The sequence below is a fragment of the Rhodococcus sp. OS5 genome, from assembly GCF_056837585.1.
This window is the reverse complement of sequence record NZ_CM166368.1, coordinates 770,754-793,010: the sequence shown is the minus strand read 5'-3', so window position 1 is coordinate 793,010 and position 22,257 is coordinate 770,754. Positions and strand designations below refer to the sequence as shown.

22 protein-coding genes are annotated in these 22,257 nt (G+C 62.6%); 14 read left to right on the top strand and 8 right to left on the bottom strand.

The window, feature by feature from the left end; translation table 11 throughout:
- Positions 1–11: 11 nt before the first annotated feature.
- Positions 12–1,640, top strand: a complete 1,629-nt coding sequence (locus tag ACVZUB_RS03700; protein ID WP_007726874.1) for an ABC transporter transmembrane domain-containing protein — start codon at positions 12–14, stop codon at positions 1,638–1,640.
- Positions 1,637–3,418, top strand: coding sequence for an ABC transporter ATP-binding protein (locus tag ACVZUB_RS03695; protein ID WP_217018342.1), 1,782 nt, complete (start codon positions 1,637–1,639; stop codon positions 3,416–3,418). The genes ACVZUB_RS03700 and ACVZUB_RS03695 overlap by 4 nt, the downstream gene beginning before the upstream one ends.
- Before the next feature lie 34 nt (positions 3,419–3,452).
- Here ACVZUB_RS03695 and rlmB read toward each other — a convergent pair whose 3' ends face one another.
- From rlmB to carD, 5 genes are read right to left on the bottom strand one after another with little or no spacing between them, the layout of a single operon-like run.
- Entirely contained in the window at positions 3,453–4,424 is a 972-nt protein-coding gene (gene rlmB, locus ACVZUB_RS03690) for a 23S rRNA (guanosine(2251)-2'-O)-methyltransferase RlmB (RefSeq protein WP_003945749.1), read from the bottom strand.
- 2 nt (positions 4,425–4,426) lie between these two features.
- Positions 4,427–5,821 carry a cysteine--tRNA ligase gene (cysS, locus tag ACVZUB_RS03685; protein ID WP_003945830.1) on the bottom strand — a complete coding sequence of 465 codons (1,395 nt, stop codon included), beginning with the start codon at positions 5,819–5,821 and terminating at the stop codon, positions 4,427–4,429.
- Between the two features lie 11 nt (positions 5,822–5,832).
- Complete coding sequence (gene ispF, locus ACVZUB_RS03680) at positions 5,833–6,309, bottom strand: 2-C-methyl-D-erythritol 2,4-cyclodiphosphate synthase (protein WP_064075129.1); 477 nt, start codon at positions 6,307–6,309, stop codon at positions 5,833–5,835.
- Positions 6,310–7,008, bottom strand: a complete 699-nt coding sequence (gene ispD, locus ACVZUB_RS03675; protein ID WP_217018341.1) for a 2-C-methyl-D-erythritol 4-phosphate cytidylyltransferase — start codon at positions 7,006–7,008, stop codon at positions 6,310–6,312.
- Between the two features lie 22 nt (positions 7,009–7,030).
- A complete protein-coding gene (carD, locus tag ACVZUB_RS03670; RefSeq protein WP_003945666.1) occupies positions 7,031–7,519 on the bottom strand; it encodes an RNA polymerase-binding transcription factor CarD in 489 nt (162 codons plus the stop codon).
- A gap of 265 nt (positions 7,520–7,784) precedes the next feature.
- Here carD and ACVZUB_RS03665 point away from each other — a divergent pair, with 265 nt between their 5' ends.
- A complete protein-coding gene (locus tag ACVZUB_RS03665) occupies positions 7,785–8,420 on the top strand; it encodes a copper chaperone PCu(A)C domain-containing protein (RefSeq protein WP_007726888.1) in 636 nt (211 codons plus the stop codon).
- 98 nt (positions 8,421–8,518) lie between these two features.
- Complete coding sequence (gene radA / locus ACVZUB_RS03660; protein ID WP_003945739.1) at positions 8,519–9,952, top strand: DNA repair protein RadA; 1,434 nt, start codon at positions 8,519–8,521, stop codon at positions 9,950–9,952.
- Positions 9,953–9,975: 23 nt separating this feature from the next.
- On the opposite strand, the gene ACVZUB_RS03655 is transcribed toward radA, so the two are convergent.
- A complete protein-coding gene (locus ACVZUB_RS03655; protein WP_003945494.1) occupies positions 9,976–10,536 on the bottom strand; it encodes a PaaI family thioesterase in 561 nt (186 codons plus the stop codon).
- 96 nt (positions 10,537–10,632) lie between these two features.
- On the opposite strand from ACVZUB_RS03655, the gene disA reads away from it, so the two are divergent.
- Positions 10,633–11,718: a DNA integrity scanning diadenylate cyclase DisA gene (disA, locus tag ACVZUB_RS03650; protein ID WP_024487741.1), complete on the top strand. Its 1,086-nt coding sequence runs from the start codon at positions 10,633–10,635 to the stop codon at positions 11,716–11,718.
- Between the two features lie 25 nt (positions 11,719–11,743).
- Here disA and ACVZUB_RS03645 read toward each other — a convergent pair whose 3' ends face one another.
- Together ACVZUB_RS03645 and ACVZUB_RS03640 are read right to left on the bottom strand one after the other, a co-directional pair.
- Positions 11,744–12,487, bottom strand: a complete 744-nt coding sequence (locus ACVZUB_RS03645; RefSeq protein WP_003945615.1) for a DUF4232 domain-containing protein — start codon at positions 12,485–12,487, stop codon at positions 11,744–11,746.
- Positions 12,488–12,584: 97 nt separating this feature from the next.
- Positions 12,585–13,223, bottom strand: coding sequence for a carbonic anhydrase (locus ACVZUB_RS03640; RefSeq protein ID WP_482628147.1), 639 nt, complete (start codon positions 13,221–13,223; stop codon positions 12,585–12,587).
- A gap of 228 nt (positions 13,224–13,451) precedes the next feature.
- Between ACVZUB_RS03640 and ACVZUB_RS03635 the strand changes: the two genes are divergently transcribed.
- From ACVZUB_RS03635 to ACVZUB_RS03595, 9 genes are read left to right on the top strand one after another with little or no spacing between them, the layout of a single operon-like run.
- A complete protein-coding gene (locus tag ACVZUB_RS03635) occupies positions 13,452–14,306 on the top strand; it encodes an MlaE family ABC transporter permease (RefSeq protein WP_231915117.1) in 855 nt (284 codons plus the stop codon).
- Positions 14,306–15,151, top strand: a complete 846-nt coding sequence (locus ACVZUB_RS03630) for an MlaE family ABC transporter permease (protein ID WP_003945610.1) — start codon at positions 14,306–14,308, stop codon at positions 15,149–15,151. Before ACVZUB_RS03635 ends, ACVZUB_RS03630 begins: the two co-directional genes overlap by 1 nt.
- On the top strand, positions 15,148–16,332 hold the full coding sequence (locus tag ACVZUB_RS03625; RefSeq protein ID WP_064075127.1) for an MCE family protein: 1,185 nt from the start codon (positions 15,148–15,150) through the stop codon (positions 16,330–16,332). The genes ACVZUB_RS03630 and ACVZUB_RS03625 overlap by 4 nt, the downstream gene beginning before the upstream one ends.
- Positions 16,329–17,339, top strand: coding sequence for an MCE family protein (locus ACVZUB_RS03620; protein ID WP_064075126.1), 1,011 nt, complete (start codon positions 16,329–16,331; stop codon positions 17,337–17,339). The genes ACVZUB_RS03625 and ACVZUB_RS03620 overlap by 4 nt, the downstream gene beginning before the upstream one ends.
- A complete protein-coding gene (locus ACVZUB_RS03615) occupies positions 17,336–18,328 on the top strand; it encodes an MCE family protein (protein WP_063892124.1) in 993 nt (330 codons plus the stop codon). Before ACVZUB_RS03620 ends, ACVZUB_RS03615 begins: the two co-directional genes overlap by 4 nt.
- A complete protein-coding gene (locus ACVZUB_RS03610; protein ID WP_037132219.1) occupies positions 18,325–19,404 on the top strand; it encodes an MCE family protein in 1,080 nt (359 codons plus the stop codon). Before ACVZUB_RS03615 ends, ACVZUB_RS03610 begins: the two co-directional genes overlap by 4 nt.
- Positions 19,404–20,477 (top strand): MCE family protein, encoded by a 1,074-nt coding sequence (locus ACVZUB_RS03605; RefSeq protein WP_058227253.1) that lies wholly within the window; start codon positions 19,404–19,406, stop codon positions 20,475–20,477. Before ACVZUB_RS03610 ends, ACVZUB_RS03605 begins: the two co-directional genes overlap by 1 nt.
- Positions 20,474–21,712 carry an MlaD family protein gene (locus ACVZUB_RS03600; RefSeq protein ID WP_042923604.1) on the top strand — a complete coding sequence of 413 codons (1,239 nt, stop codon included), beginning with the start codon at positions 20,474–20,476 and terminating at the stop codon, positions 21,710–21,712. The genes ACVZUB_RS03605 and ACVZUB_RS03600 overlap by 4 nt, the downstream gene beginning before the upstream one ends.
- Positions 21,709–22,233, top strand: coding sequence for a hypothetical protein (locus tag ACVZUB_RS03595; protein ID WP_064075125.1), 525 nt, complete (start codon positions 21,709–21,711; stop codon positions 22,231–22,233). The genes ACVZUB_RS03600 and ACVZUB_RS03595 overlap by 4 nt, the downstream gene beginning before the upstream one ends.
- Positions 22,234–22,257: the final 24 nt, after the last annotated feature.

The following is a 22,257-nucleotide window of genomic DNA, read 5'->3' as shown; positions in this document are numbered from 1 at the left end:
GAGTTTCACGAGTGTCAGCGCTGCCCGAAACTCGTTCCGGTCCGATGGAGATGATCCGAGTCGGATCATTCTCCTCCGGACGCGGCCCGCGACTGGTTGCAGCCGTCACCGGGCAGGCGTCGTATCAGGTAGCTCAAGCCCTCATCCCGGTGCTGATCGGCACCGTCGTCGACCGGGCAATCGGAAAGTCCGACAGCACAGCACTTCTCGTGTGGCTTGCGGTGCTGTGTGCTCTGTTCGTGGGACTCGCTCTGTCGTGGCGCATCGCAGTTCGCCTGAACACGCAGGTCTTCGTCTACGGCGAACACGACCTACGACTGAATGCTGCCAGACGAGTACTCGATGCCAGGGGGATGAAAGCTCAGCGTTCGACCGGTGAAGTTCTCACCATCTCTACCTCGGATGCCTCACACGTCTCGGGCTTCTCCTGGGTTGTCGCCGAACAGGGCTCGGCATTTGCGGGGCTCGCCGCGGCAGTGATTTCGCTTGCCTTCGTTTCGTGGCCGCTCGCACTGATCGTCGTACTCATCACCGCTGCGCAGCTCATATTCATCCACAAGATCAGCGGTCCGTTGGACGAGCGCGTGTATGCAGAGCAGAAGAAGGCAGCCGAGGCAGGCATGCTTGCAACGGATTTCACGCTGGGACTGCGGGTACTGAAGGGTTTCGGGGCTGAACCCACCGCCCTGTCGCGATACGTCAACGCGAGCCGGGAGTCGATGAAGGCAGCGATCCGGACGGTCAGAGCAATGTCCAGCCTGACCGCGCTCAATTCCGGGGTCTCCGCGTTGGTGCTGGCTTCGGTTGCGCTTGGAGCCGCGTGGATGGCGCATCAAGGCACGATCACCGTGGGCAACTTCGTCACCGTTGTCGGCTTGAGCAGAGTGATTGCCGGTCCGATGGAAACGCTGGGGTTCTTCGGTGCCGAACTCGCTGCCAAGCGAGGTTCCGCGCGCAGACTGTCCGAACTGTTGGCCGAGCCACACCTGATCGAATCGCTGGCCCCCACGGCCGCGACCGAACCTGCCAGAACTGAAGACGCCCTATTGATTTCGGCGGACAACGGAACCGTCGTCTCAGCTCGCCGCGGAGAAGTGGTGGGTGTGCGCGCTGACGATTCCGCCGACCGACTGGCACGACAACTCGCCTATCAGACCCCGCTCGCCCCCGACTCTTACTTCGTATTCGGCACCGATGCAACCGACCTCGGCCCGGACGGAGTTCGTGATCAGGTGTTCGTCTCCGCCCATGAAGGAACCGTGTTCACCGGCACCGTCTTCGACAATCTGGCTGCACCGAACGTCGACTCGTCGGCAATGACGTCATCTGCGCTCGACGACGTGTTGACGCATCTGCCCGACGGCCACCTCTCCGAGGTAGGCGAGCAAGGAAAGAAACTCTCCGGAGGTCAACGCCAACGCCTTCTCCTCGCCCGCGCTCTCCATCAACCCCAGCCGATCCTGGTCCTCCACGAACCCACCACTTCCGTGGACTCTGTCACCGAGCATCGGATTGCACACTCGCTGAGAAACTTCCCCGACAAGGCCATTCTGGTGATCACCTCGAGCCCGACCCTGCTCCATTCGTGTGACCGTGTCGTCACGATCGACCACGGCGTTCGGGAGGGAGAGTCGCTGTGACCGATACCCTTCCGGATGCATCTGCTGTTCCGGTTGTATCTGCCCTGCCGATCGCGTCGACCAAGCAGACCGTCCGCGCATTGATCGCACTGCTTCGGCCACGCAAGCGAGCGCTCGCACTCACGACCGTCGTGCTTCTCTCTGCTACGGCCTGCGGCCTGTCCACCCCGGCACTGCTCGGACTCATGGTCGATGCGGTCACGGAGGGCAAACCGTTTGCCTCACTCCTGCGTATCACCGCGTTCATGCTCGGCGCAGCGGCAGCAGGGGTTGCGCTGACCTGGTGGAGCACACAGCTTCTGGCGAACGTCGCGCAGAACGTGCTGGCCGATCTTCGTGAGGACGTGTTCGCCGCCACCCTCGCGCAGCCGTCGTCACTGGTCGAGGATGCCGGAACCGGTGATCTGATTTCCCGGGTCTCGGGCGACGTCGAAGCGGTAAACACCGTCATCGCGCGAGTACTACCCGCCACCGTGTCTGCCCTGTTCATGATTTCACTGACGCTTGTCGGTGTGGGAGTGATCGATTGGCGCTTCACCGTGGCAATCGTTGCCGTTGCGCCGATTCACTATTTCGCTCTTCGTCATTTCCTCCGACGCTCCGGACCCGTCTACCGACGCTCTCGCGCTGCGCAGGCCAGGCGGGGACAACAGCTCATCGAAACTCTCGGAGGCGCAGGCACTGTCACTGCCCTGCGGCGAACAGACGAGCACATCGACCGAATCGCCGAGACCTCCGAGCATGCCATCAGCTTCGACATGCAGGCAGTTCGCCTGCGCACCAACTTCTTCGCCCAACTCAACGGCGCCGAACTGCTCGGACTGGCCGCCGTCCTGAGCGTCGGCTACTGGCTCGTGACCACAGGCTCGGTGTCCATCGGGGCCGCTACCGCCGCCGCCCTCTACTTCCACAGTCTGTTCAGCCCCATCGCGGTATTTCTCTCGAACATCGACGAATTGCAGGATGCGGGTGCCAGCCTGGCTCGCCTGATCGGAGTCACCGCGATGCCCGGGCGGCCCACGAGCATTCCTGCCTCGGCTCGGTCCGAACCCATCGGCGTCGAGGTGGACCGGGTTTCCTACTCGTACGACAACTCCACCCCGGTGATCGATTCGATCTCGATCTCGATCGCACCGGGGGAACGAATCGCCGTCGTCGGAAGCAGCGGCGCCGGAAAGACCACGCTCGCCAAACTGATTGCCGGCATCATTCCCGTCGGGGACGGGCGAATCACCGTCGACGGCAAACTGATTGACGACCTGAGTGATGCCGAACTTCGGCACGAAGTCGTCCTCGTCAGCCAGGAAATTCACGTGTTCGTCGGGACGATCGCCGACGATCTCCGGTTGTGTGCACCAGATTCGGACGATGCGAAGATCGCCGAAGCCGTCGACACGATGAAAGCTCAATGGATTCATGAACTTCCGGACGGACTCGAGACCAGGGTCGGGGCCGGTGGGTACCAGTTGACGGCAGCGCAGGCACAGCACATAGCCCTCGTCCGACTGGCTCTGCTCGATCCTCCCGTCGTCATCCTCGACGAGGCGACTGCCGAAGCCGGAACCACCGCAGCCGGTCTACTCGATCAGGCAGCCGAGCTCGCAGTCACCGGCAGGACCGCCGTGGTGATCGCACACCGGCTGAGCCAAGCAGTCCGCGCCGATCGCATACTCGTCATGAGCGGTGGCCGCGTAGTCGAGAGCGGGACACATGACGAACTGATCGGCGCGGACGGTTCCTACGCTGCACTGTGGGAAGCCTGGTCGGTGCGGAGCTAGAACCCCGCCAGACTCACCCGAAAGCCGTTACAACTCAGCTGCTACGACGCCTGCGGGCGATGTCCGCCAGGACGACTCCGGCGGCAACCGAGGCGTTGAGCGACTCGACCGGACCGGCCATCGGAATCGACAGGATCGCGTCGCAGTTCTCGCGGACGAGGCGCGAAAGGCCCTTGCCCTCGGAACCGACCACGATCACAACGGGACCGCTGCCGTCGAAATCGTCGAGAGTGGTGTCGCCCTCGGCGTCGAGACCGACGACCTGAACACCCTTCGATGCCCAGTCCTTGAGCGTGCGGGTGAGGTTGGTTGCCCGAGCAATCGGCAAACGAGCGGCAGCGCCGGCGCTGGTACGCCAAGCGACAGCACTCACGCTCGCGCTACGACGCTCCGGAATCACGACGCCGTGTCCACCGAAAGCTGCGACCGAGCGCACGACGGCACCCAGGTTGCGGGGATCGGTGATGTTGTCCAGCGCGACGAGCAGCGGCGGCTCGGCATGCTTGCGTGCCTCCGAGAGAAGATCGTCCGGGTGCGCGTAGCGGTACGGCGGAACCTGCAGGGCGATGCCCTGGTGAAGACCGTTGGCGCTGAGGCGATCCAGATCGGTGCGGGGGACCTCGAGGATCGAGATGCCGGCATCCGCAGCGAGCTGAACGGATTCCTTCAGTCGATCGTCGCTCTCGGTGCCGACGGCGACCCACAGTGCAGTCGCCGGAACGCCGGCGCGTAGGCACTCGACCACCGGGTTGCGTCCGAGCACTGTCTCGGGACCGTCGAGAACCTTGCGGCCCGGACCCGGACGGCCACCGCGGCCCTGCTTCTCGTCGGCACGTGCGGCGCGCGCTGCACGCTTTGCCGCGGGATGCTTGGTGCGTGCCTCGGCGGGCGGCGTAGCGCCACGCCCTTCGAGACCGCGACGGTGCTTACCGCCGGAACCGGCAACCTGGCCCTTCTTGGTGCCGCCCTTACGGACTGCGCCGCGCCTGCTCGAGTTTCCAGCCATTGTTACTGCCCTGCCTTAAGGGACCATTCGGGTCCGTCGGGAGTATCGGTTACTTCGATACCCGCCTTGATGAGGCGATCGCGGACCTCGTCCGCCACCGCCCAGTTCTTTTCCGTACGTGCCTGCTGCCGACGATCGAGATCGGCCCGCACCAACACGTCCAAAGCTTCCATTGCCGTCTCGGTGTCGCCACCGGACTGCGTCCAATGCTCGTCGAGTGGGTCGACGCCCAGGATCGCGAGCATGGCCCGCACCTGGCCGGCAGCCACCCGAGCCGCGTCGAGATCACCGGCAGCGAGCGCGGAATTACCCTCGCTCGCCTTGCCGTGAATCTCGGCCAACGCGATCGGCACCGACAAGTCGTTGTCGAGAGCCGCCGCGAAACCTTCGGTCCACGTACCGAGTTCGACGCCGCCCGCACGCTTGTGTGTGCGCAGGACGAACGACTCGAGCCCCTGGTAGGACTTCGCACTTTCGTCCAACGCCTCGTCCGAGTACTCGAGATTGGAACGGTAGTGCGCACTACCGAGGTAGTACCGAAGTTCTTGCGGACGAACCTTCTTGAGCACGTTCGGCACCGAGAGAACGTTGCCCAACGACTTGGACATCTTCTCGCCACTCATCGTGACCCAGCCGTTGTGCAACCAGTACTGAGCGAAATCGTCGCCGGCGCACTTGGCCTGCGCAATTTCGTTCTCGTGGTGCGGGAAGACGAGATCGCGTCCACCACAATGGATGTCGAATGCCGCCCCGAGATAGAACTCCGCCATGGCCGAGCACTCGAGGTGCCAGCCCGGACGGCCGGGTCCCCACGGTGTCGGCCACGAGGGCTCACCGGGCTTGACGGCCTTCCAGAGGGTGAAGTCGCGAGGATCACGCTTTCCCTCGGCAGCGCTCTCGCCCTGATGAACGTCGTCGAGTTTGTGGCCGGACAGTGCGCCGTACTCGGGGTAGCTCTGCACGTCGAAGTAGACGTCACCGCCCGCCGCGTACGCGTGGCCGTTCTCGATCAGACGTTCCATCATCTCGACCATCTGCGTCACGTGGCCGGTGGCCCGTGGCTCGATGGACGGTGGCAGCACACCCAGTTGGTCGTAGGCCCACGTGAACGACCGCTCGAACGTCGCCGCCCACTCCCACCAAGGTCGACCGGCGCCGGCGGCCTTGTTGAGAATCTTGTCGTCGATGTCCGTCACGTTGCGCACGAAGGCAACGTCGTTGCCGTGCGCCAACAGCCAGCGACGCAGCACGTCGAAAGCGACGCCGCTGCGAACGTGTCCGATGTGAGGATCACCCTGAACTGTCGCCCCACACAGGTACACCGATGCATGTCCGGGGGCCAACGGAACAAAATCCCGAAGGGCCCGCGTACCGGTGTCGTATAGGCGCAGGGTCACGACCAGCGATCTTACCTGTCGTGTTCGGTTGTCATGACCAACGCGGTGGCCATGGCGGCGATCCCCTCGCCTCGACCGGTCAAGCCGAGGCCGTCCGTGGTGGTCGCGGACACAGAAACAGGCGCGCCCAGTATCTCGGAAAGCACCTTCTGCGCCTCGTCGCGACGCGGCCCGATCTTCGGTCGGTTGCCGATGACCTGCACCGCGGCGTTGCCGACGGTGAACTGGTTCACTTCGAGCAGTCGACGAACCTCGGCAAGCATTCGAGCGCCGCTCACGCCGTCCCATTCGGGCCTGCCGGTGCCGAAAACCGAACCGAGGTCACCGAGGCCCGCCGCAGAGAGCAACGCGTCACAGAGCGCGTGGACGGCGACGTCGCCGTCCGAATGGCCCGAGCACCCGTCTGCTTCCTCGAACAGCAACCCGGCCATCCAGCAAGGACGACCGACCTCGATGGGATGAACATCCGTGCCGAGACCGACGCGCATCTAATTTCCGTCCTGTGAATCCGCACTCAACGCTGTCTCCGAGCTCAGGAGCGCCCGTGCAAGGACCAGGTCGAGCGGAGTGGTGATCTTGAAGGCGAGGGCGTCGCCGGGAATCGTCTGCACCGAAACACCGAGACGCTCGACCAGAGCGGCGTCGTCGGTCGCGGCGACGTCACCGGCGTCGTACGCACTGCGCAGGACGTCGGTGGAGAATCCTTGGGGAGTTTGAACCGCACGCAACTCCGAACGCAGAGGCGTACCGGTGACTGCGCCGAGTACGTCGACCGACTTGATCGTGTCGGTAACCGGAAGTACCGGGATGACAGCGGAGCTGCCGGCTCGGAGAGTGTCGACGACGCGCGCGATCAACGCCGGCGGTGTCAATGCCCGTGCGGCATCGTGCACGAGTACAAAATCTGCGTCGACGGCAGCACTGAGGCCGGCTCGAACCGAATCGGTTCTTTCGGCACCACCGCCGACGACGTCGACGTCCGCTGCACGACCGAGGTCGGCTACGACGGATTCGACCAGTTCAGGCGGCACAATGACAACAACGCGGTCGATCGCTCCGGATTTCCGGAGTCCATCGACCGCGCGTGCAAGCATGGTGCACCCACCGAGTTCGACAAATGCCTTGGGCAATTTCTCGCCCAATCGCACTCCCCGACCTGCGGCAGGTACCAGGGCTACTACTGCCACTGTCAGCTTTGTTGTGTTGCAGTCAGGACGCGGCCGCGAGGACCTCGTCGAGAATGGTCTCTGCCTTCTCGGTGTCAGTGCCCTCGGCGAGCGCGAGCTCTCCGACGAGAATCTGACGAGCCTTGGCGAGCATGCGCTTCTCACCAGCGGAAAGTCCGCGGTCCTGTTCACGACGCCACAGGTCACGAACAACTTCTGCAACCTTGTTCACGTCACCTGAGGCAAGCTTCTCGAGATTTGCCTTGTATCGACGAGACCAGTTGGTGGGCTCTTCGGTGTGCGGTGCTCGCAGAACCTGGAAAACCTTGTCGAGGCCTTCTTGGCCGACCACGTCACGAACTCCGACGTACTCTGCGTTGTCTGCAGGAACCCGTACTGTGAGATCGCCTTGAGCGACCTTCAGAACCAGGTACTCCTTCTGCTCACCCTTGATGGTGCGGGTTTCGATAGCTTCGATCAGCGCCGCACCGTGATGGGGGTATACGACGGTGTCTCCGACCTTGAAAATCATGTGTCCCGTGCCCCTTTCGATTCCACTAGTTTAACACGTGAAAGAACCGACCACTCATCAACTGTGCAGGTCAGGGGCATCCTTGCTCGAGCGTAGGGGTTGACAGGGCTTGTTGTACGTGCATTCAACTGGTCTGGAGCACCCCTGCGTAACGGACTGAAAGCCCACGCAGACAACCGTTGTGGCGACCCGACGGCCAGCCCGCGGGACCTTATCTACTACTCTGCCTAGTGGAGTGCGAACCTGACGCCGTGGAGGACAAATCGTGACTGCTATCCGTAAGCCGACTCGTCGAGTCGCTACCGCCATTGCACTGGCTGCAGGCGCAGCCATCGCGCTGTCCGCTTGCGGTTCCGGACAGGTGAGCCAGACCGCCGTCCAGCAGGCCGCCGTGAACGGCAACAGCGCCGACCTCGGTGAGATCGCACTGCGCAACGTGCACATCGCTTACCCCTCGTCCGAGGAGTACAGCATCGAGCCGGGCGGCAACGCCGTGCTCGCGTTCACCGTCGTGAACGACAGCGCCGAGACCACGGACAAGCTCGTCAGCATCACCACCGATTACGCAGCACGCGTCATCGCAGGTGAAGAGGTAGGTGGCTTGACGATCAAGCCGCAGACGTCGCTGCAGGCCGGTCAGTTGCCCGCAGGCGAAGGCGCCGCGACCGAGGCCGAGACCCAGATCAAGAACAACGAAGAGAACGACGACGCACCCGCTGCGCTCTCTCTCGTCGTTCTGCAGGACATCAAGGCAGGCGTTCGCCCCGGCTTGACCGTCCCGATCACCTTCAAGTTCGAGAAGGCCGGATCGGTCACCGTCGACGTGCCTGTCGACGCGGGCCCGCAGCTCGAGCGCAACGAGTCGGACAAGTCACCCGACGTTGCAGAAGCTGGGCACTGAGCCTCGAATCACCAAGGCGCACAATGCGCCTCGCAGAACAACTTCAGAATCACACTAGAGGCGGGGTCCATGTCGGACCCCGCCTCTAGTCTGTCCCGGTGGCCAAAGTGAAATCGAACTACCGCTGCTCCGAATGCCAGTCGGTAGTGCCCAAGTGGGTCGGTAGATGTCCGGACTGCGATTCGTGGGGCTCGATGACCGAGGTCGCCGTAGTGGCACCCGTCGCCAGTCGCGCCGGCGCCTCACTCGCCAAAGCAGGATCAAGCGCCGTGCTGCCTACGACGCCGGCCACGCCGCTGACACAGATCGACAGCACCTCGACGCAGGCCAAACCCACGGGGATCGGCGAGTTGGACCGCGTCCTCGGCGGTGGCGTCGTACCGGGTTCGGTGGTGCTGCTCGCGGGCGAGCCCGGCGTCGGAAAATCGACGCTACTTCTCGAGGTCGTCTACCGCTGGGCGATGCGCAGCGCGGATGATCGAGCGTTGTACGTCACGGGCGAGGAGTCCGCCGGTCAGGTTCGGCTTCGGGCAGATCGCACCAACTCTGTCCACGAACGGATGTATCTGGCGGCCGAATCCGATCTCGCGACCATCCTCGGCCACATCGAGCAGGTCAAACCGACACTGGTCATCGTCGACTCGGTGCAGACCATGCTTGCTGCCGACGTCGACGGGGTCGTCGGCGGCGTGACTCAGGTCAAGGCCGTCACCAGCGCCCTGACCTCCCTGGCAAAGGCCAGTGGAATCCCGGTGCTTCTGATCGGCCACGTCACCAAGGACGGCGCCGTCGCCGGTCCGCGCTCGCTCGAGCATCTCGTGGACGTGGTTCTGCACTTCGAAGGTGACAAGCACTCCACCCTGCGCATGGTCCGCGGCGTGAAGAACAGATTCGGTGCGGCCGACGAGGTCGGATGCTTCGAGCTGAGCGAGCAGGGCATCAACGAGATCAGCGATCCGTCCGGCCTGTTCCTGCATCACCGTGAAGAAGCTGTGGAAGGCACTGCCGTCACCGTGATGATGGACGGTAAGCGACCTCTACTCGGTGAAGTTCAGGCGCTCGTCGCCGCCACGCCGCTACCGACACCTCGCCGAGCCGTCAGCGGGCTCGACACCGCCCGTGTGGCCATGGTTCTGGCCGTGTTGGAACGCCGCGTCGGAGTGTCGATCTCGAAGGCCGACGTCTACGCCGCGACCGTCGGCGGTATGCGGATGACCGAGCCGGGTGCCGATCTGGCTCTCGCCATTGCGGTCGCTTCCGCCGTGAAAGCCAAACCCGTCCCCAAGGGGCTCGTCATCCTCGGCGAGGTCGGACTCGCCGGGGAGGTTCGACGGGTTGCCGGGGTGAACCGACGGCTGATCGAAGCTGCCCGACTGGGATTCACCAGCGCCATCGTGCCGGTCGATTCCGGCCCGAACATTCCCGGCATGCGCGTCAACGAAGTGGCGAATCTGGCCGAGGCACTGGCCTACGCCGGATTGATGGGCGGCAAACAAGCCCCGTCTCGCCCCAAGCTCACGCCGGTGAAGTGATCGTCGTTCGGCCGACTACCTCGTCAGACCGACGAGGTGCCGAACGGGGACGTCGGTTCGCCGTCCACGAACTCCTTGGTCTTGGCGAAGTGTTCCGAGGTGATGGTCAGAAACAGTCCGCGGGAGGTTCCCACCACCGTGTCCGGATCCGCTGTCGGACCTTCGACGATCACCGCTTCTGCACTGGTGTAGACCTTGCGGCGTACAACACCGTCGATGCGAGCCCGGAATTCGAGCACCGATCCCAACGGGATCGGCCGGGCGAAGTCGATCTCGAGGTGCCCGGTCACCACCGGCGAGCCGAGAGCCATACATGCCATACCTTGAGCCTCGTCGAATGCCGTCGACAGAATGCCGCCGTGAATGACACCTGGACCGCCCTGATACTTCTTGGCGACCTCCAGACGACCGGTCACTTCCAGTCCGTTACCAGCCCTGAAACTCATCGCCATTCCCGCAGGCTGGTCGTCGCCGCAGCCGAAGCATTTCGACCAGTGCTGAGGCAGCTTCTCGCCGGCGGCCGGAAAGAATTCGACCGGCTCCGGGACAGTCAGGTCATCAGGCAGGGTCCAGGTACTACTCATGGATAGGTAATCTAAACGGGGATCCGTCCGGCGCAGGCATCGGACCCGACCGAAGTGACATCGACCTCAGCAGGGAGTTTCTCAATGATCAGTGCGATGGCGGACACACAGTCGTCGTCGGCATTGCGAGAGACCATCGCCAGGTTGGCGCCGGGTACCGCTTTGCGAGACGGGCTCGAACGAATTCTGCGCGGCCGTACCGGCGCGCTGATCGTCCTCGGATACGACGAGGAAATGGAAGCGCTGTGTGACGGCGGATTCAACCTCGACGTGGAGTTCGCACCGACCCGATTGCGCGAGCTGTCGAAGATGGACGGCGCGGTTGTCCTCTCGACGGACGGCACACGCATCGTGCGTGCCAACGTCCAGCTGGTTCCCGATCACAAGATTCCCACCGTCGAATCCGGCACGAGGCACCGCGCTGCCGAGCGCACGGCAATTCAGACCGGCTATCCCGTGGTCTCGGTCAGTCAGTCGATGTCGATCGTCAGTGTGTACGTCGGCGGCATTCGGCACGTCATCGACGGCTCGGCCACCATACTTTCGCGTGCCAACCAGGCCGTCGCGACGCTCGAACGATACAAAGCGCGACTCGACGAAGTGACACGGCAACTGTCGGTCGTCGAGATCGAGGATTTCGTGACTCTGCGCGACGCGTTGACCGTCGTACAGCGCCTCGAAATGGTTCGCCGCGTGTCGATCGAAATCGAACAGGATGTCCTCGAACTCGGCACCGACGGTCGCCAGTTGGCACTGCAGCTCGAAGAACTGGTCGGCGACAACGACATTGCACGTCAACTCATCGTTCGGGACTATCTTGCCGGTCCCGAACCCATCGGCACCGCGGCGATGGACAACGTCCTCGTCGCACTCGATCGCGTCACCGACGCCGATCTACTCGATCTCACGACTCTTGCGCGTGTTCTCGGTTATCCGGGCACGATCGAAGCCCTCGACACTCCGATGACTCCTCGCGGATATCGCGTGCTGATGCGTGTACCTCGATTGCAGTTCCATCAGATCCACCGGTTGGTCGGATCCTTCGGCACTCTCCAGTCGCTGCTGGCCGCTACGGCTGCCGATCTGCAGTCGGTCGAGGGCATCGGCGGGCTGTGGGCCCGTCACATCCGTGAGGGACTTTCCCGGCTCGCGGAAACGTCGATCACCGGATCCTTCAACTAGCGGGCCTGTTCAGGCTTGCCCGCGCTCATGCGATGTTGAACGGCTCCGGGGAGCTTCGCAGTGCACCGAGCTGCCCGACAACCGTGTAAGCGCCTGCGCCCACCGGATTGCGCTCGGGGTTCTGCGCGGTCGCGCACTCGGGGGTCGACGTCGTGGCCGACCAGGCGACCTTGAACGCAGCTTGCTCGCCGGGCGCGAGATTGCGTACGTCGGCTGCGGGCTGTGGGTAGCAGTCGACGTTGGACCACAACCGGGTCTTGCCGTCGATGCTGTAGACGAGCACCTGCTGAAGGCCGCCCGCCAGATCTCGATCACAGGGTGCCGAACCGATGTTGGTGATGACGATCGTGAACGACGGCTCTTCGCCGGGAGCGAAGGTCGCCTTGTCTGCGGTGGCCTTGACTGCCAGCGACGAGTCGGCGCACTGACCGGCCGGGACCGGAGCCCCGGTGGTCGACGAAGAGGAAGAAGACGAAGACGATCCCGAAGCCTGCGTGCCCGAGCCACCTGATCCACCGGCAGCGCCGCCACCCGAGCCACCGCCACCCTCCGGCGCGTTGGAACCGGAAGGGTTGGGGGTGAAGGAGACGTCCGTCGTCAGCGAGGAACTCGCAGCGGCCGAATCGGCCTCCGGGGTATCACTTCCACCGCCGAAGAGGGCGGACGCCGCCCAGATGATCAACGCCAGTGCAATGACGGCGGCACCAATGGCCAGCGCCCGGCGACGCCAGTAGATCTCGGGGGGCAGTGGTCCATTAGGTTCCAACACGGACTCAACGGTAGTTGGCGCAGGGTCCACTAACCGTCAGCTGAGGCGGCGTGTCGGTACCCATTGTCTGCTGCCAGGTACCACTGCCCCGGAAGATCTAACCCTCGACGGCCTCGACGCTCTCGCCGATGTCGCCGACCGCGCCCTGAACTCGCATGTGACCGTCGGACAACGTGTACGTGACGCCGACGATCGCGCACGCACCCTTGTCCACCTTGTCGGCGATGATCCGGGACCTCTGCATGATCAGCGAGCCGGTCTCCACGACGTGACGGCCTTCGAGTTCGTCCACGGTGGACAAGCCCTCGTTGCGGCCCATCAGGATGGACGGAGCAACACGCTCGACCACACTGCGGATGAATCCGTCGGGAACTGCGCCCTTGTCCAGGGCGTCGAGCGTTGCCTTCACGGCACCGCAACCGTCGTGCCCGAGGACGACGATGAGCGGCACGTTGAGCACGTGAACCGCGTACTCGATGGAACCGAGCACCGAATCGTCGAGCACGTGACCTGCAGTGCGCACGACGAACATGTCGCCGAGACCCTGGTCGAAGATGATCTCGGCGGCTACGCGCGAATCACCGCAACCGAACAGCACCGCTGTGGGGTGCTGCCCATCGACGAGTTTCGCGCGGTCCGCGATTCCCTGGCTGGGGTGAATGGACGCGTCGTTGACAAATCGCTCGTTGCCTTCGCGAAGGGACTTCCAAGCGGAAATGGGGCTTGATCGTGGCATTCACTCATTGTGCACCCGCCGCATTTCGGGCTCTCGCCGGGAAGGTTGCGTGGACGCAAACGAAAGTTCCGCGTCGACATTCGCGCCCGGTGATGAAGTGGCCGAAATGGAACTTACTTCAGAGTCAGTTTCCTGATACCGTCTCCGAACGTGACCTGGAGCACTTCGAGCTCCCGAGTGTGATCGAAGAAACCCGACCAGAACGATTCGGCCGGAGAGGGGGATGGCGTGAGCACCGAAGCTACGACGACCGGGAATGGAACAACCGGGGAAACAACTGCTGTCTCCCCCGCCAAGACGAACATGTTCTCGAACCTGCTCTCCGAGATCGGACTGCTCTTCACCTTCACCGTTCGCGTGTGCGTTGCGGCGTTCACATCTCTTCGACACAAGCGCCTCGCCTGGCGTGAGGCGCTCGACCAGATGTGGTTTCTCGCCAACGTCACCTCGGTCGCATCCGCTCTGGTGATGATTCCCCTCGGTGTCGGGGTAGCACTGCAGATCGGTGCGCTCGCAGATCAAATCGGCGCGGGTGCGTACAGCGGTGCCGTCGTCGCGTTCCTCATCATCGGACAGGCCGGCCCCCTGGTGTGCGCCCTGATCATCGCCGGTGTCGGCGGTTCCGCAATCTGCGCAGATTTGGGAGCGCGAACGATACGCGAGGAAATCGATGCACTCGAAGTGCTCGGTCTACCCGTGCTCGAACGCCTGGTCGTACCCCGGATGATCGCCATTGCCGTCGTCTGCCTCCTACTGAACTCGATAGTTCTCGTAATCGGTTTGGGCGCAAGCCTCTTCGTTCACGTCCTGATACTCGACGGCAACGCACAGAGTTTCCTGCGCAATCTCGTTCAATTCAGTCAACCCAGCGACTTCGTCGTCTCCGGCATCAAAGCCGTTGCCTTTGCTCTCATCTCGGGAATCGTGGCCTGCTACAAGGGCCTGACCGTCAAGCGCGGAGCTCAAGGCGTCGGCGACGCAGTCAACGAGACCGTCGTGCTCTCGTTTGTCCTCGTGTTTGTCGCCAACCTCGCAATTACTCAGTTCTACCCACTGTTCGTCTCGGTGAAAGGTGCCTATTGATGCACCTGCCCATCGCAATTCGTGCCAAGCGGGTCAGTTCGCGGACCGTCGACGGCCTGAGTCGACTCGGCGATCAGTTCACGTTCCACGCGCGTGTCATCACCTCGATTCCCGCAACCCTCAAGCGCTATTGGCGTGAAGTCGCCCGTCTCGTCGCCCAGGTGGCATTCGGTTCGGGCACCCTGCTCGCCGGAGGCGGCAGCGTCGTCGTGATCTTCGCGATCTCGTTCTTCGCCGGTTCCCAGATCGGACTCGAGGGCTACCGCGGACTCAACCTCGTCGGCCTCGCACCGCTGTCCGGCGTGATGTCCGCCATCGCGAATACTCGCGAGGTGGCACCACTCGTTGCCGCAATCACCCTGGCAGCCAAGGTCGGAACCGGATTCACCGCGCAGCTCGGAGCGATGCGGATCTCCGAGGAAATCGACGCGCTCGAAGTCATGGCGATTCCCTCGCTGCGGTACCTGGTCACCACCCGAATGATCGCGGCGCTCATCGCGGTGGTCCCGCTGTACCTGGTCGGCCTGTTTGCTTCGTACATGGCAACGGCGCTTGCGGTGATCCGGGTCAAAGGCCAGTCGGAGGGAACGTACGGCTACTACTTCAGTCTTTTCCTCTCTCCCAACGACATCTGGTTGTCCTTGATAAAAGTCATGGTGTTCGCGGTCGTCGTGACCCTCGTGCACTGCTACTACGGTTACACCGCGACGGGTGGACCCGAAGGCGTCGGACGAGCCGCCGGACGAGCGTTGCGCACCAGCATCGTCTTCCTTGCATTCACCGACGTCGCGATGACCATTGCGCTGTGGGGACTCAAACCTCACGTACCCGGGCTGACCGGATGATCGTCACGAATTCCAGCCGAATCACCCTGGCACTGCGGGGTTTACTCGCCGTGGTCATCCTGATCCTCGCCTACGTCTTCTTGTTCAGCAGAGGTACGGACTCCACCGGTTCCACACCGCAGGTCAGTGCTGTCGTCCCCGCCAGTGCCGGTGCGCTGCGAGTCGGATCCTCGGTACAGTACCGCGGCGTCGTCGTCGGCGCTGTGGCCGAGATCGAGCCGGGCACCACCGCTTCGACTGTCTCACTCGCGATCGACGAGGGAGCGTTCGAGGACATACCGTCGACAAGTCAGGTGCGACTGATGCCCCGCAACATCTTCGGTGACTTCTTCGTAGACTTGATTCAACCTGACGGACTCTCGCGTGGTCCTGCTCTCGTGCCGGGTACCGAATTGGTATCCGATCAGTCCGAAGTCGCGGTCCAGCTCTACCAATCGATCTCACGGATCTACTCGCTCGTTTCTTCCCTCGACCCCGCCGACATCAACGTCGCACTCACGGCAGTCTCGGACGCGTTGAGCGGCAAGGGAAACCAGATCGGCGAATCGCTCGATTCAGTCCACCAAGCGTTGGTCGGTGCGCAGCCCGTCATCGACGGACTCGGTGACGACCTCGACGACATAGCCACCCTCGCCGACAGTCTCTCGACGAGTGCGCCGGACATGCTCGCCGCATTCGAGAACTCCATCACCACATCCAAGACCGTCGTCGAGAAATCCGACGGGTTGGCGGGGCTTCTGCGTGCCGGCACCAGCACGGGAGCTGCTGCCACGAGTCTGATCGGTGACAATCGCGACCGCATGATCACCTTGGTCGACGACGCCGATTCCCTGACCGGCGCAATCACTTCGCGGCCGGACCACATCACCACCTTCTACAACGGCCTGCGCAATCTCACGATCAAGCTCCCGCCCGCGTTGGCGCATGGTCCGTGGCTCAGCACCGATCTACGGCTGTCCGTCACAGATCTGTATCCGTACGGAAAGACCGACTGCCCACGGTACGACGGAACACGCGGACCCAACTGTCCTGCCGCCGCGACCGCGTTCGGCGGAACCGTCGGCCCGGTCGGCAGCCCTGCCGAACAGTCCCTGATCTTGGCTCTCACCCAGGGCGGTACAGCTTTGGACACTCTCGTGGCGGGGCCGGTATTTCGCGGCACGACGGTGGTGGGCGGATGAGCGTGAAGAAATCTCTGATCAGGTTCGGACTGTTTGCTGCACTGTCGATTCTCGCCACCGTGGTTGTGGTGAGCACCCTGATCAACCCAGTCTCCGGGTCGAGTTCGCAGTACCGGGCCGTCTTCGTCAATGCCTCCGGCCTGGTCACCGGCAGCGATGTTCAGATCGCCGGGGTGCGAGTAGGGCGCGTCGACAGCGTCGAGTTGGTGAACAACCAAGCCGTCGTCGGCTTCGAACTCGAATCTGCACAACGTATTCCGTCCGACGGTCGCGCTGTGGTGAGGTACGCAGACCTGTTGGGAGCGCGAACAATTTCGATCGAACCCGGACAGGCCGAACGCGCAACAGGCAACTACCTCTCCCCCGGGGCCACAATTCCCGTGGAACAGACTCAGCCGGCGATCGACCTCACCGACATCCTCGGCGGATTCCGTCCCCTGTTCGACGCACTTGACCCCGCAGAAGTCAACGAACTTGCCGCACAGGTCGTCCAGGTATTCCAAGGACAAGGTTCCACCATCGAAAGCCTGCTGGAGCGCACTGTTGCCGTCACCGAGAACTTGACGTCCCGGGACGCGATCTTGGACCAACTACTGAACAACCTCGACCGGGTCCTTACCGTGACCACGACGAATCGACCCAACTTCGTCGAGATGATCAACACGCTCGACACACTGGTCGGCGGTTTGGCACAGGACCGCCAACAGATCTCGGCCGCAGTGGATTCCGCAGGCGCCCTGACTTCTTCACTTCAGGACTTGGTGACGCGCGTGGAACCGGACTTGGCTGGCGCGCTGACTTCGATCGATCAGTCGGCTCGCGTCGTCGTCGACAATCGTGAGTCGCTGGCGACCGGTATCACCGCTTTCGATCAACTGTTCACCCAGTTGGGGATCGCGATGAGCTACGGAAGCTGGGCGAACATCTACATCTGCAACTTCCGGCTCAGCGCGCTGGACCAATCGGTGACCCTCGGCGGCCCCGAGCGTTCGGCGGTGTGCCGATGAACTGGCTCACCGTCAAGAACCCGGTCCGCAACGGAATTATCTGCATCCTCGTCGGAGTCGGTGTGGTTCTGGCCGCACTCGTTGTCCCTCAACTGATCTTGAAGGTCAAGACCAACGAGTACCACGCCGTCTTTGCCAACGCCACCGGGTTGACGCAGGACGATCCGGTCAACGTCGCGGGAGTCCCGAGCGGGGTGGTCACCTCGTTGGCGGTCAGCGGCAACTCGGTTGAAGTCACCTTCCGACTCGACGACGGCGTCACTCTCGGCGAAGACTCCCGTGCGGACATCAAGATCTCGACTCTGCTCGGCCGACGCTCGCTCGACGTCACTCCGAACGGATCGCGCTCGTTACCCGCAGGTTCGACCATCCCCATCGAGAACACGAGCGTTCCGTTCACTCTCGACGATCTCGGTCGAGGAGCACAATCCACGTCGGAAAACCTTGATCTGCAACAACTGCGAAACATGCTGACCGTGGTGTCCGACAACTCACCGGACGATCCCGAACTCATTCGCCGCTCACTCGAGGGAATCGACGCACTCTCCGGAGTAGTCAACGACAACGACGTTGCGCTCCGTTCCCTTCTCACCGGAGCGCAGCAGACGACCGCAACACTGATCGAGCAGAAGGACACTCTGGAAACCCTTCTGGGGAATGCGGATCTGGTGATGTCCACGATCGCCGACCGGCGAGATGTGCTGAATGCGCTTGTACAAGACCTGAATCAGTTGAGCACCACACTTGCCCAGTTCCTGGGCGACAACCAGGCTTTGATCGACTCGGTCATGGGAGACATCCACGTGGTGACGGGAGTTCTGTCCGAAAACGAACAATCACTGACCACACTGCTCGACAACTTCGCCCCCAGCGTCCGCTACGTCACCAACGCGACCGGTAACGGCAACTGGCTCGACCTCAACTCGCCCTCCACCCTCATCCCGGACAACTGGTTGTGCGTCGTCGGGCTCGTTCAGGGGTGTCGATGACCACGACCGTCAAGAAACTCGCCGTGCTGGCAGCGATTGTGATCTGCGCGATCGGTGCCGTCCTGTTCGTCACGCGTGACGAACACAGACTCACTCTCACCGCCGAATTCACCTCGACCGACGCTATCTTCACCGGGAACACAGTGACGATTCTGGGAGTTCCCAGCGGGAGGGTCGAGAGCGTCACGCCGGAAGGGTCCCGGGTACGAGTGGCGCTGAGCCTGCCATCCGGAACACGTATACCCGCCGACGCGCAGGCCTGGGTCCTGTCTCCCTCGGTCATCAGTGACCGCACGATCGAACTCGGGCCCGGCTACGAGGACGGTGAGTTCCTCACCGACGGCGCGGTGATCCCTCTCGAACGCACTCACTCCCCGCTGACGTGGGACCAACTCACCGCATCGGTGAACGAATTGACGGTGGCGCTCGGCCCTGGCGCCGACGGCGGCGGGATCGGTGACCTCATCGGAGAAGGCGCCCACGCGTTGGACGGCAACGGGCAAGCATTCAACGATGCCGTTCGGTCCATCTCACAGGCCAGTTCGGTACTGGCGGGTGCAAGTCCCGACATCTCCGAACTGGTGAAGAACCTGAACACCCTCGTGCAGTTGATCGCGGACAACCAGACCAAGGTCGACTCCCTGTCGAACTCGGTGACAGTCACCGCCCGCACGTTCAGCGCCCAGCGAGAAGACATCAGCGGGGCGCTCGATTCCCTGACCACGTTGCTCGGACAGGTCTCAGCGCTACTCGCCGAACACGGCGAGGCGGTCACCGCCGATCTGGGTACGCTCGCACAGTTGGCCGGTGCAGTCGCGACCAAACAGGATCAACTGCGCGAGATCATCGAAACGGCACCAACGGGATTCGAGAACGTCGCCAACCTCGTCACCGAAGAAGGCCGAGCCAGAGCACGATTGAACGTCGCCACCGATCTCTCACAGTTCGACACGACGCGAGAACTGTGCGAGAAGATGCCGATACCGCTGTGCACAGGGCCGGGAATCGTCAATCCCATCGAATTTCCTTCGGCAGGCAGCTCCGACCTGGCACGCATCCTCGGTGGGGGCAACTGATGGCGTCGAACAAGTCCGTAGTGAGCGTTGTCGTGGCACTTGTCATCGCGGCGCCATTGACCGGCTGCAGTCTCAACTTCCAGCACCTCCCCCTCGGACGCGGTCTGCCAGGAGAGTCGTACCCGCTGAACATGGAATTCGTCGACGCGTCGTTACTTCCCGTCGGCGGTGAGGTGCGGATCGGCCAGGCAGTGGTCGGCAGAGTCATGTCGATGAGCGCGCAAACCTTTGCAGCCGTGGTACATACCGAAATCGCGTCGGACATCGAACTACCTGTCGGCACCCGCGCTCGGATCGAACTGTCGACCCCGATCGGCGATGCGTTCGTCAACCTCGAAGTTCCGGTCGATCCAGCGGGCCCCATTCTCGAACCGGGTTCCACCATCGAGCGATCGGAGACCGTGCGCGGACCCGATGTCGCACAACTGCTCGGCGCCGTCGGAACTCTGTTGAACGGCAGTGGGTTGGCGCAGGTCAAGAACATCGTCAGTGAGGCTGATCAGATTCTCGACGGCAGGGAGGAGACGATCCGCGATCTGCTTGCACGCCTTGACACTTTTCTCGGAACACTTGACGACCGAAAGGAATCGATCAATTCGGCACTGGATTCACTGAACCGGCTCAGCGCTCTGATCGGAGACGAGAGCGCCACCATCGACGAAGGCTTGCGCACACTCACACCCGCATTGGGCGTGATCGCCGACCAACGACAACCGCTCCTCGATCTACTCGACGAAACCGATCGGCTCAGTACCGCAACCAATTCCGTACTCGACCAGTCGGCCGACCAGATTTCCGAGATCACCGGACGACTGTCACCCATCCTCGACCAGTTCTCGGCAATGGGCCCGACACTGGGTGAGACGATGGCCAACCTGGACAACGCAAGAGTGCTCCTCGAGCGTGCCAGCCCAGGCGATTACGTGAACATCGACCTCGACGTCGATGTCGAGGGCACCGTGACCGGAGTGCTCAACGAGATAATCCCGGGCGCCGCACCGCCACTGCCACCTCTGCCCGCCTCCGATCGGGAACTGCCGATCACGACACCCCTGCAAGGAGGAACGCGATGAAGAACCGAACCGTCTATTTCGAGATCGCCGCCTTTCTCCTCATCGCGGTGGTCAGCACGACGTACGTACTCCGGCAAGTCGGTGCCGGAGATCCGTTCACCGGAACCTTCTCGGTCATCGTCGAATTGGAGAACGCGGCCGGAATCGCTCCCGGTTCGGAAGTGGCCTATCGCGGAGTCACCGTCGGCGACGTCGAGTCGGTGGAGGTGGACTCTGCCCAGGACCTCGTCGTGATGACGTTGAGCATCGCCGCCGACAAACAGATCCCCAACGATTCGCATGTGGCCATCAGCCAGGACACCGCCGTTCCGGTATTGAAAGTTCAGTTGTCCTCGCAGACCGACGGCGGCCCGTATCTGGTTGAAGGTTCCGTCGTTCCGACTGAGCGCACTTCGATCCCGGTCGCGTTGGGAACCGTGATTGCGAATTTCAACGCTGCTGCCGACACCGTCGATCCGGCAGACCTGCGAACCCTCTCGCACGAACTCGGCGAGGGATTGAACGGATTGGGTCCGGATCTGCAGGCGCTCGTCGACAACTTCGACGTGCTCGCGCGCACTGTCCAATCCGATCAACCGCGTGTCAACACACTCGTCGAGAACTCGCGCTCACTGTTCACTGCGAACGAGGAAAATGTTGACGCTCTTCCCGAAGTTGCACTCACACTTCGCCAATTGACAGATCAGGTACGAAACTCCGATCCGCAACTGCGCACACTCCTCGATCGAAGCCCGAGTGTTCTCGACAATCAGATACTGCCTCTCATCGAACAGAGTCGTGAGCCGTTCAGTCTGCTGTTGGCCAATTCTCTCGTCTCCACTCAGATCGTCACTGCACGGATGCCCGCCGTCGATGCCTTGTTGGTGGTGGTGCCCAAAGGATTCGAGAAGTTCGGAAGTATCGTCAAAGACGGACGGGCACAGCTTGATCTGATCACAGCACTCGGCCCGGTCTGTATCTACGACACGCCCCGGCGATCGGTACAGGACACCTCACCGACCACGCTCGACAAGAACCAACACTGCGCGGACCAGTCGGGCCGGATTCAGAATCGCGGATCGCAGAACGTCCCCACCGGAACTGGAACGATCGACGGGGTTGCTGAATACGATCCTGCCCTCGGAACGGTCGCAGCCGGTGACGGAACGTCGATTCGTCTGGGCCTCAACGGTGGTCAGAACACCGTTCTCGGTGACAACTCGTTTGCCGCACTACTAGTACAAGGAACGCAATGACCGAGACAACCGAACCCCAGACGCCCACAATCGTCGACAAGCCCAAGCGGCTTCGCAAGCAGACCGTAGCGATCGTTGCCGGCGCCCTGGTCGTGGTCGCGGCGCTCGGATGGGGCGCATTCGCGACCTGGCAGAAATCGGTCGACGAAAACGCGCGTATCAGCGCCCTGGACAGCGGACGGCAATTCGCCACTGATCTTGCGACGTACAACTTCCAGAACCTCGATCAGAATCTCTCCGTGGTCCGTGACAATTCTGTCGGCGAATTCGCCGGTCAGTACGCCCATGTGGCAGCCAACCTTCAGAATATGATCGTGCAGTATCAGGCGACCTCGTCCGCTCAGATCATTTCAGCCGGGCTGGCGAGCAGTGATCGCGACAACGCCGAGGTTCTCGTGTTCCTCGATCAGACGATCACGAACACCAACTCCCCCGATCCGAGAATCGACCGCAACCGGATGCAACTTTCTCTGGTCCGCGAGGACGGCGAGTGGAAACTGAGCAACGTGCAGTTGTTGTGACCCGGCGGTCGGGCGTCAAAGACA

What these genes read in the sequence shown, in the direction of transcription:
- ACVZUB_RS03640 (WP_482628147.1), bottom strand. Translation starts at nt 13,223, where the DNA reads ATGCCACGATCAAGCCCCATTTCCGCTTGGAAGTCCCTTCGCGAAGGC.
- ACVZUB_RS03655 (WP_003945494.1), bottom strand. Translation starts at nt 10,536, where the DNA reads ATGAGTAGTACCTGGACCCTGCCTGATGACCTGACTGTCCCGGAGCCG.
- ispF (WP_064075129.1), bottom strand. Translation starts at nt 6,309, where the DNA reads ATGCGCGTCGGTCTCGGCACGGATGTTCATCCCATCGAGGTCGGTCGT.
- ACVZUB_RS03625 (WP_064075127.1), top strand. Translation starts at nt 15,148, where the DNA reads ATGATCGTCACGAATTCCAGCCGAATCACCCTGGCACTGCGGGGTTTA.
- rlmB (WP_003945749.1), bottom strand. Translation starts at nt 4,424, where the DNA reads ATGGCTGGAAACTCGAGCAGGCGCGGCGCAGTCCGTAAGGGCGGCACC.
- ACVZUB_RS03615 (WP_063892124.1), top strand. Translation starts at nt 17,336, where the DNA reads ATGAACTGGCTCACCGTCAAGAACCCGGTCCGCAACGGAATTATCTGC.
- ACVZUB_RS03605 (WP_058227253.1), top strand. Translation starts at nt 19,404, where the DNA reads ATGGCGTCGAACAAGTCCGTAGTGAGCGTTGTCGTGGCACTTGTCATC.
- disA (WP_024487741.1), top strand. Translation starts at nt 10,633, where the DNA reads ATGGCGGACACACAGTCGTCGTCGGCATTGCGAGAGACCATCGCCAGG.
- ACVZUB_RS03630 (WP_003945610.1), top strand. Translation starts at nt 14,306, where the DNA reads ATGCACCTGCCCATCGCAATTCGTGCCAAGCGGGTCAGTTCGCGGACC.
- ACVZUB_RS03610 (WP_037132219.1), top strand. Translation starts at nt 18,325, where the DNA reads ATGACCACGACCGTCAAGAAACTCGCCGTGCTGGCAGCGATTGTGATC.
- ACVZUB_RS03595 (WP_064075125.1), top strand. Translation starts at nt 21,709, where the DNA reads ATGACCGAGACAACCGAACCCCAGACGCCCACAATCGTCGACAAGCCC.
- ACVZUB_RS03620 (WP_064075126.1), top strand. Translation starts at nt 16,329, where the DNA reads ATGAGCGTGAAGAAATCTCTGATCAGGTTCGGACTGTTTGCTGCACTG.
- ACVZUB_RS03600 (WP_042923604.1), top strand. Translation starts at nt 20,474, where the DNA reads ATGAAGAACCGAACCGTCTATTTCGAGATCGCCGCCTTTCTCCTCATC.
- carD (WP_003945666.1), bottom strand. Translation starts at nt 7,519, where the DNA reads ATGATTTTCAAGGTCGGAGACACCGTCGTATACCCCCATCACGGTGCG.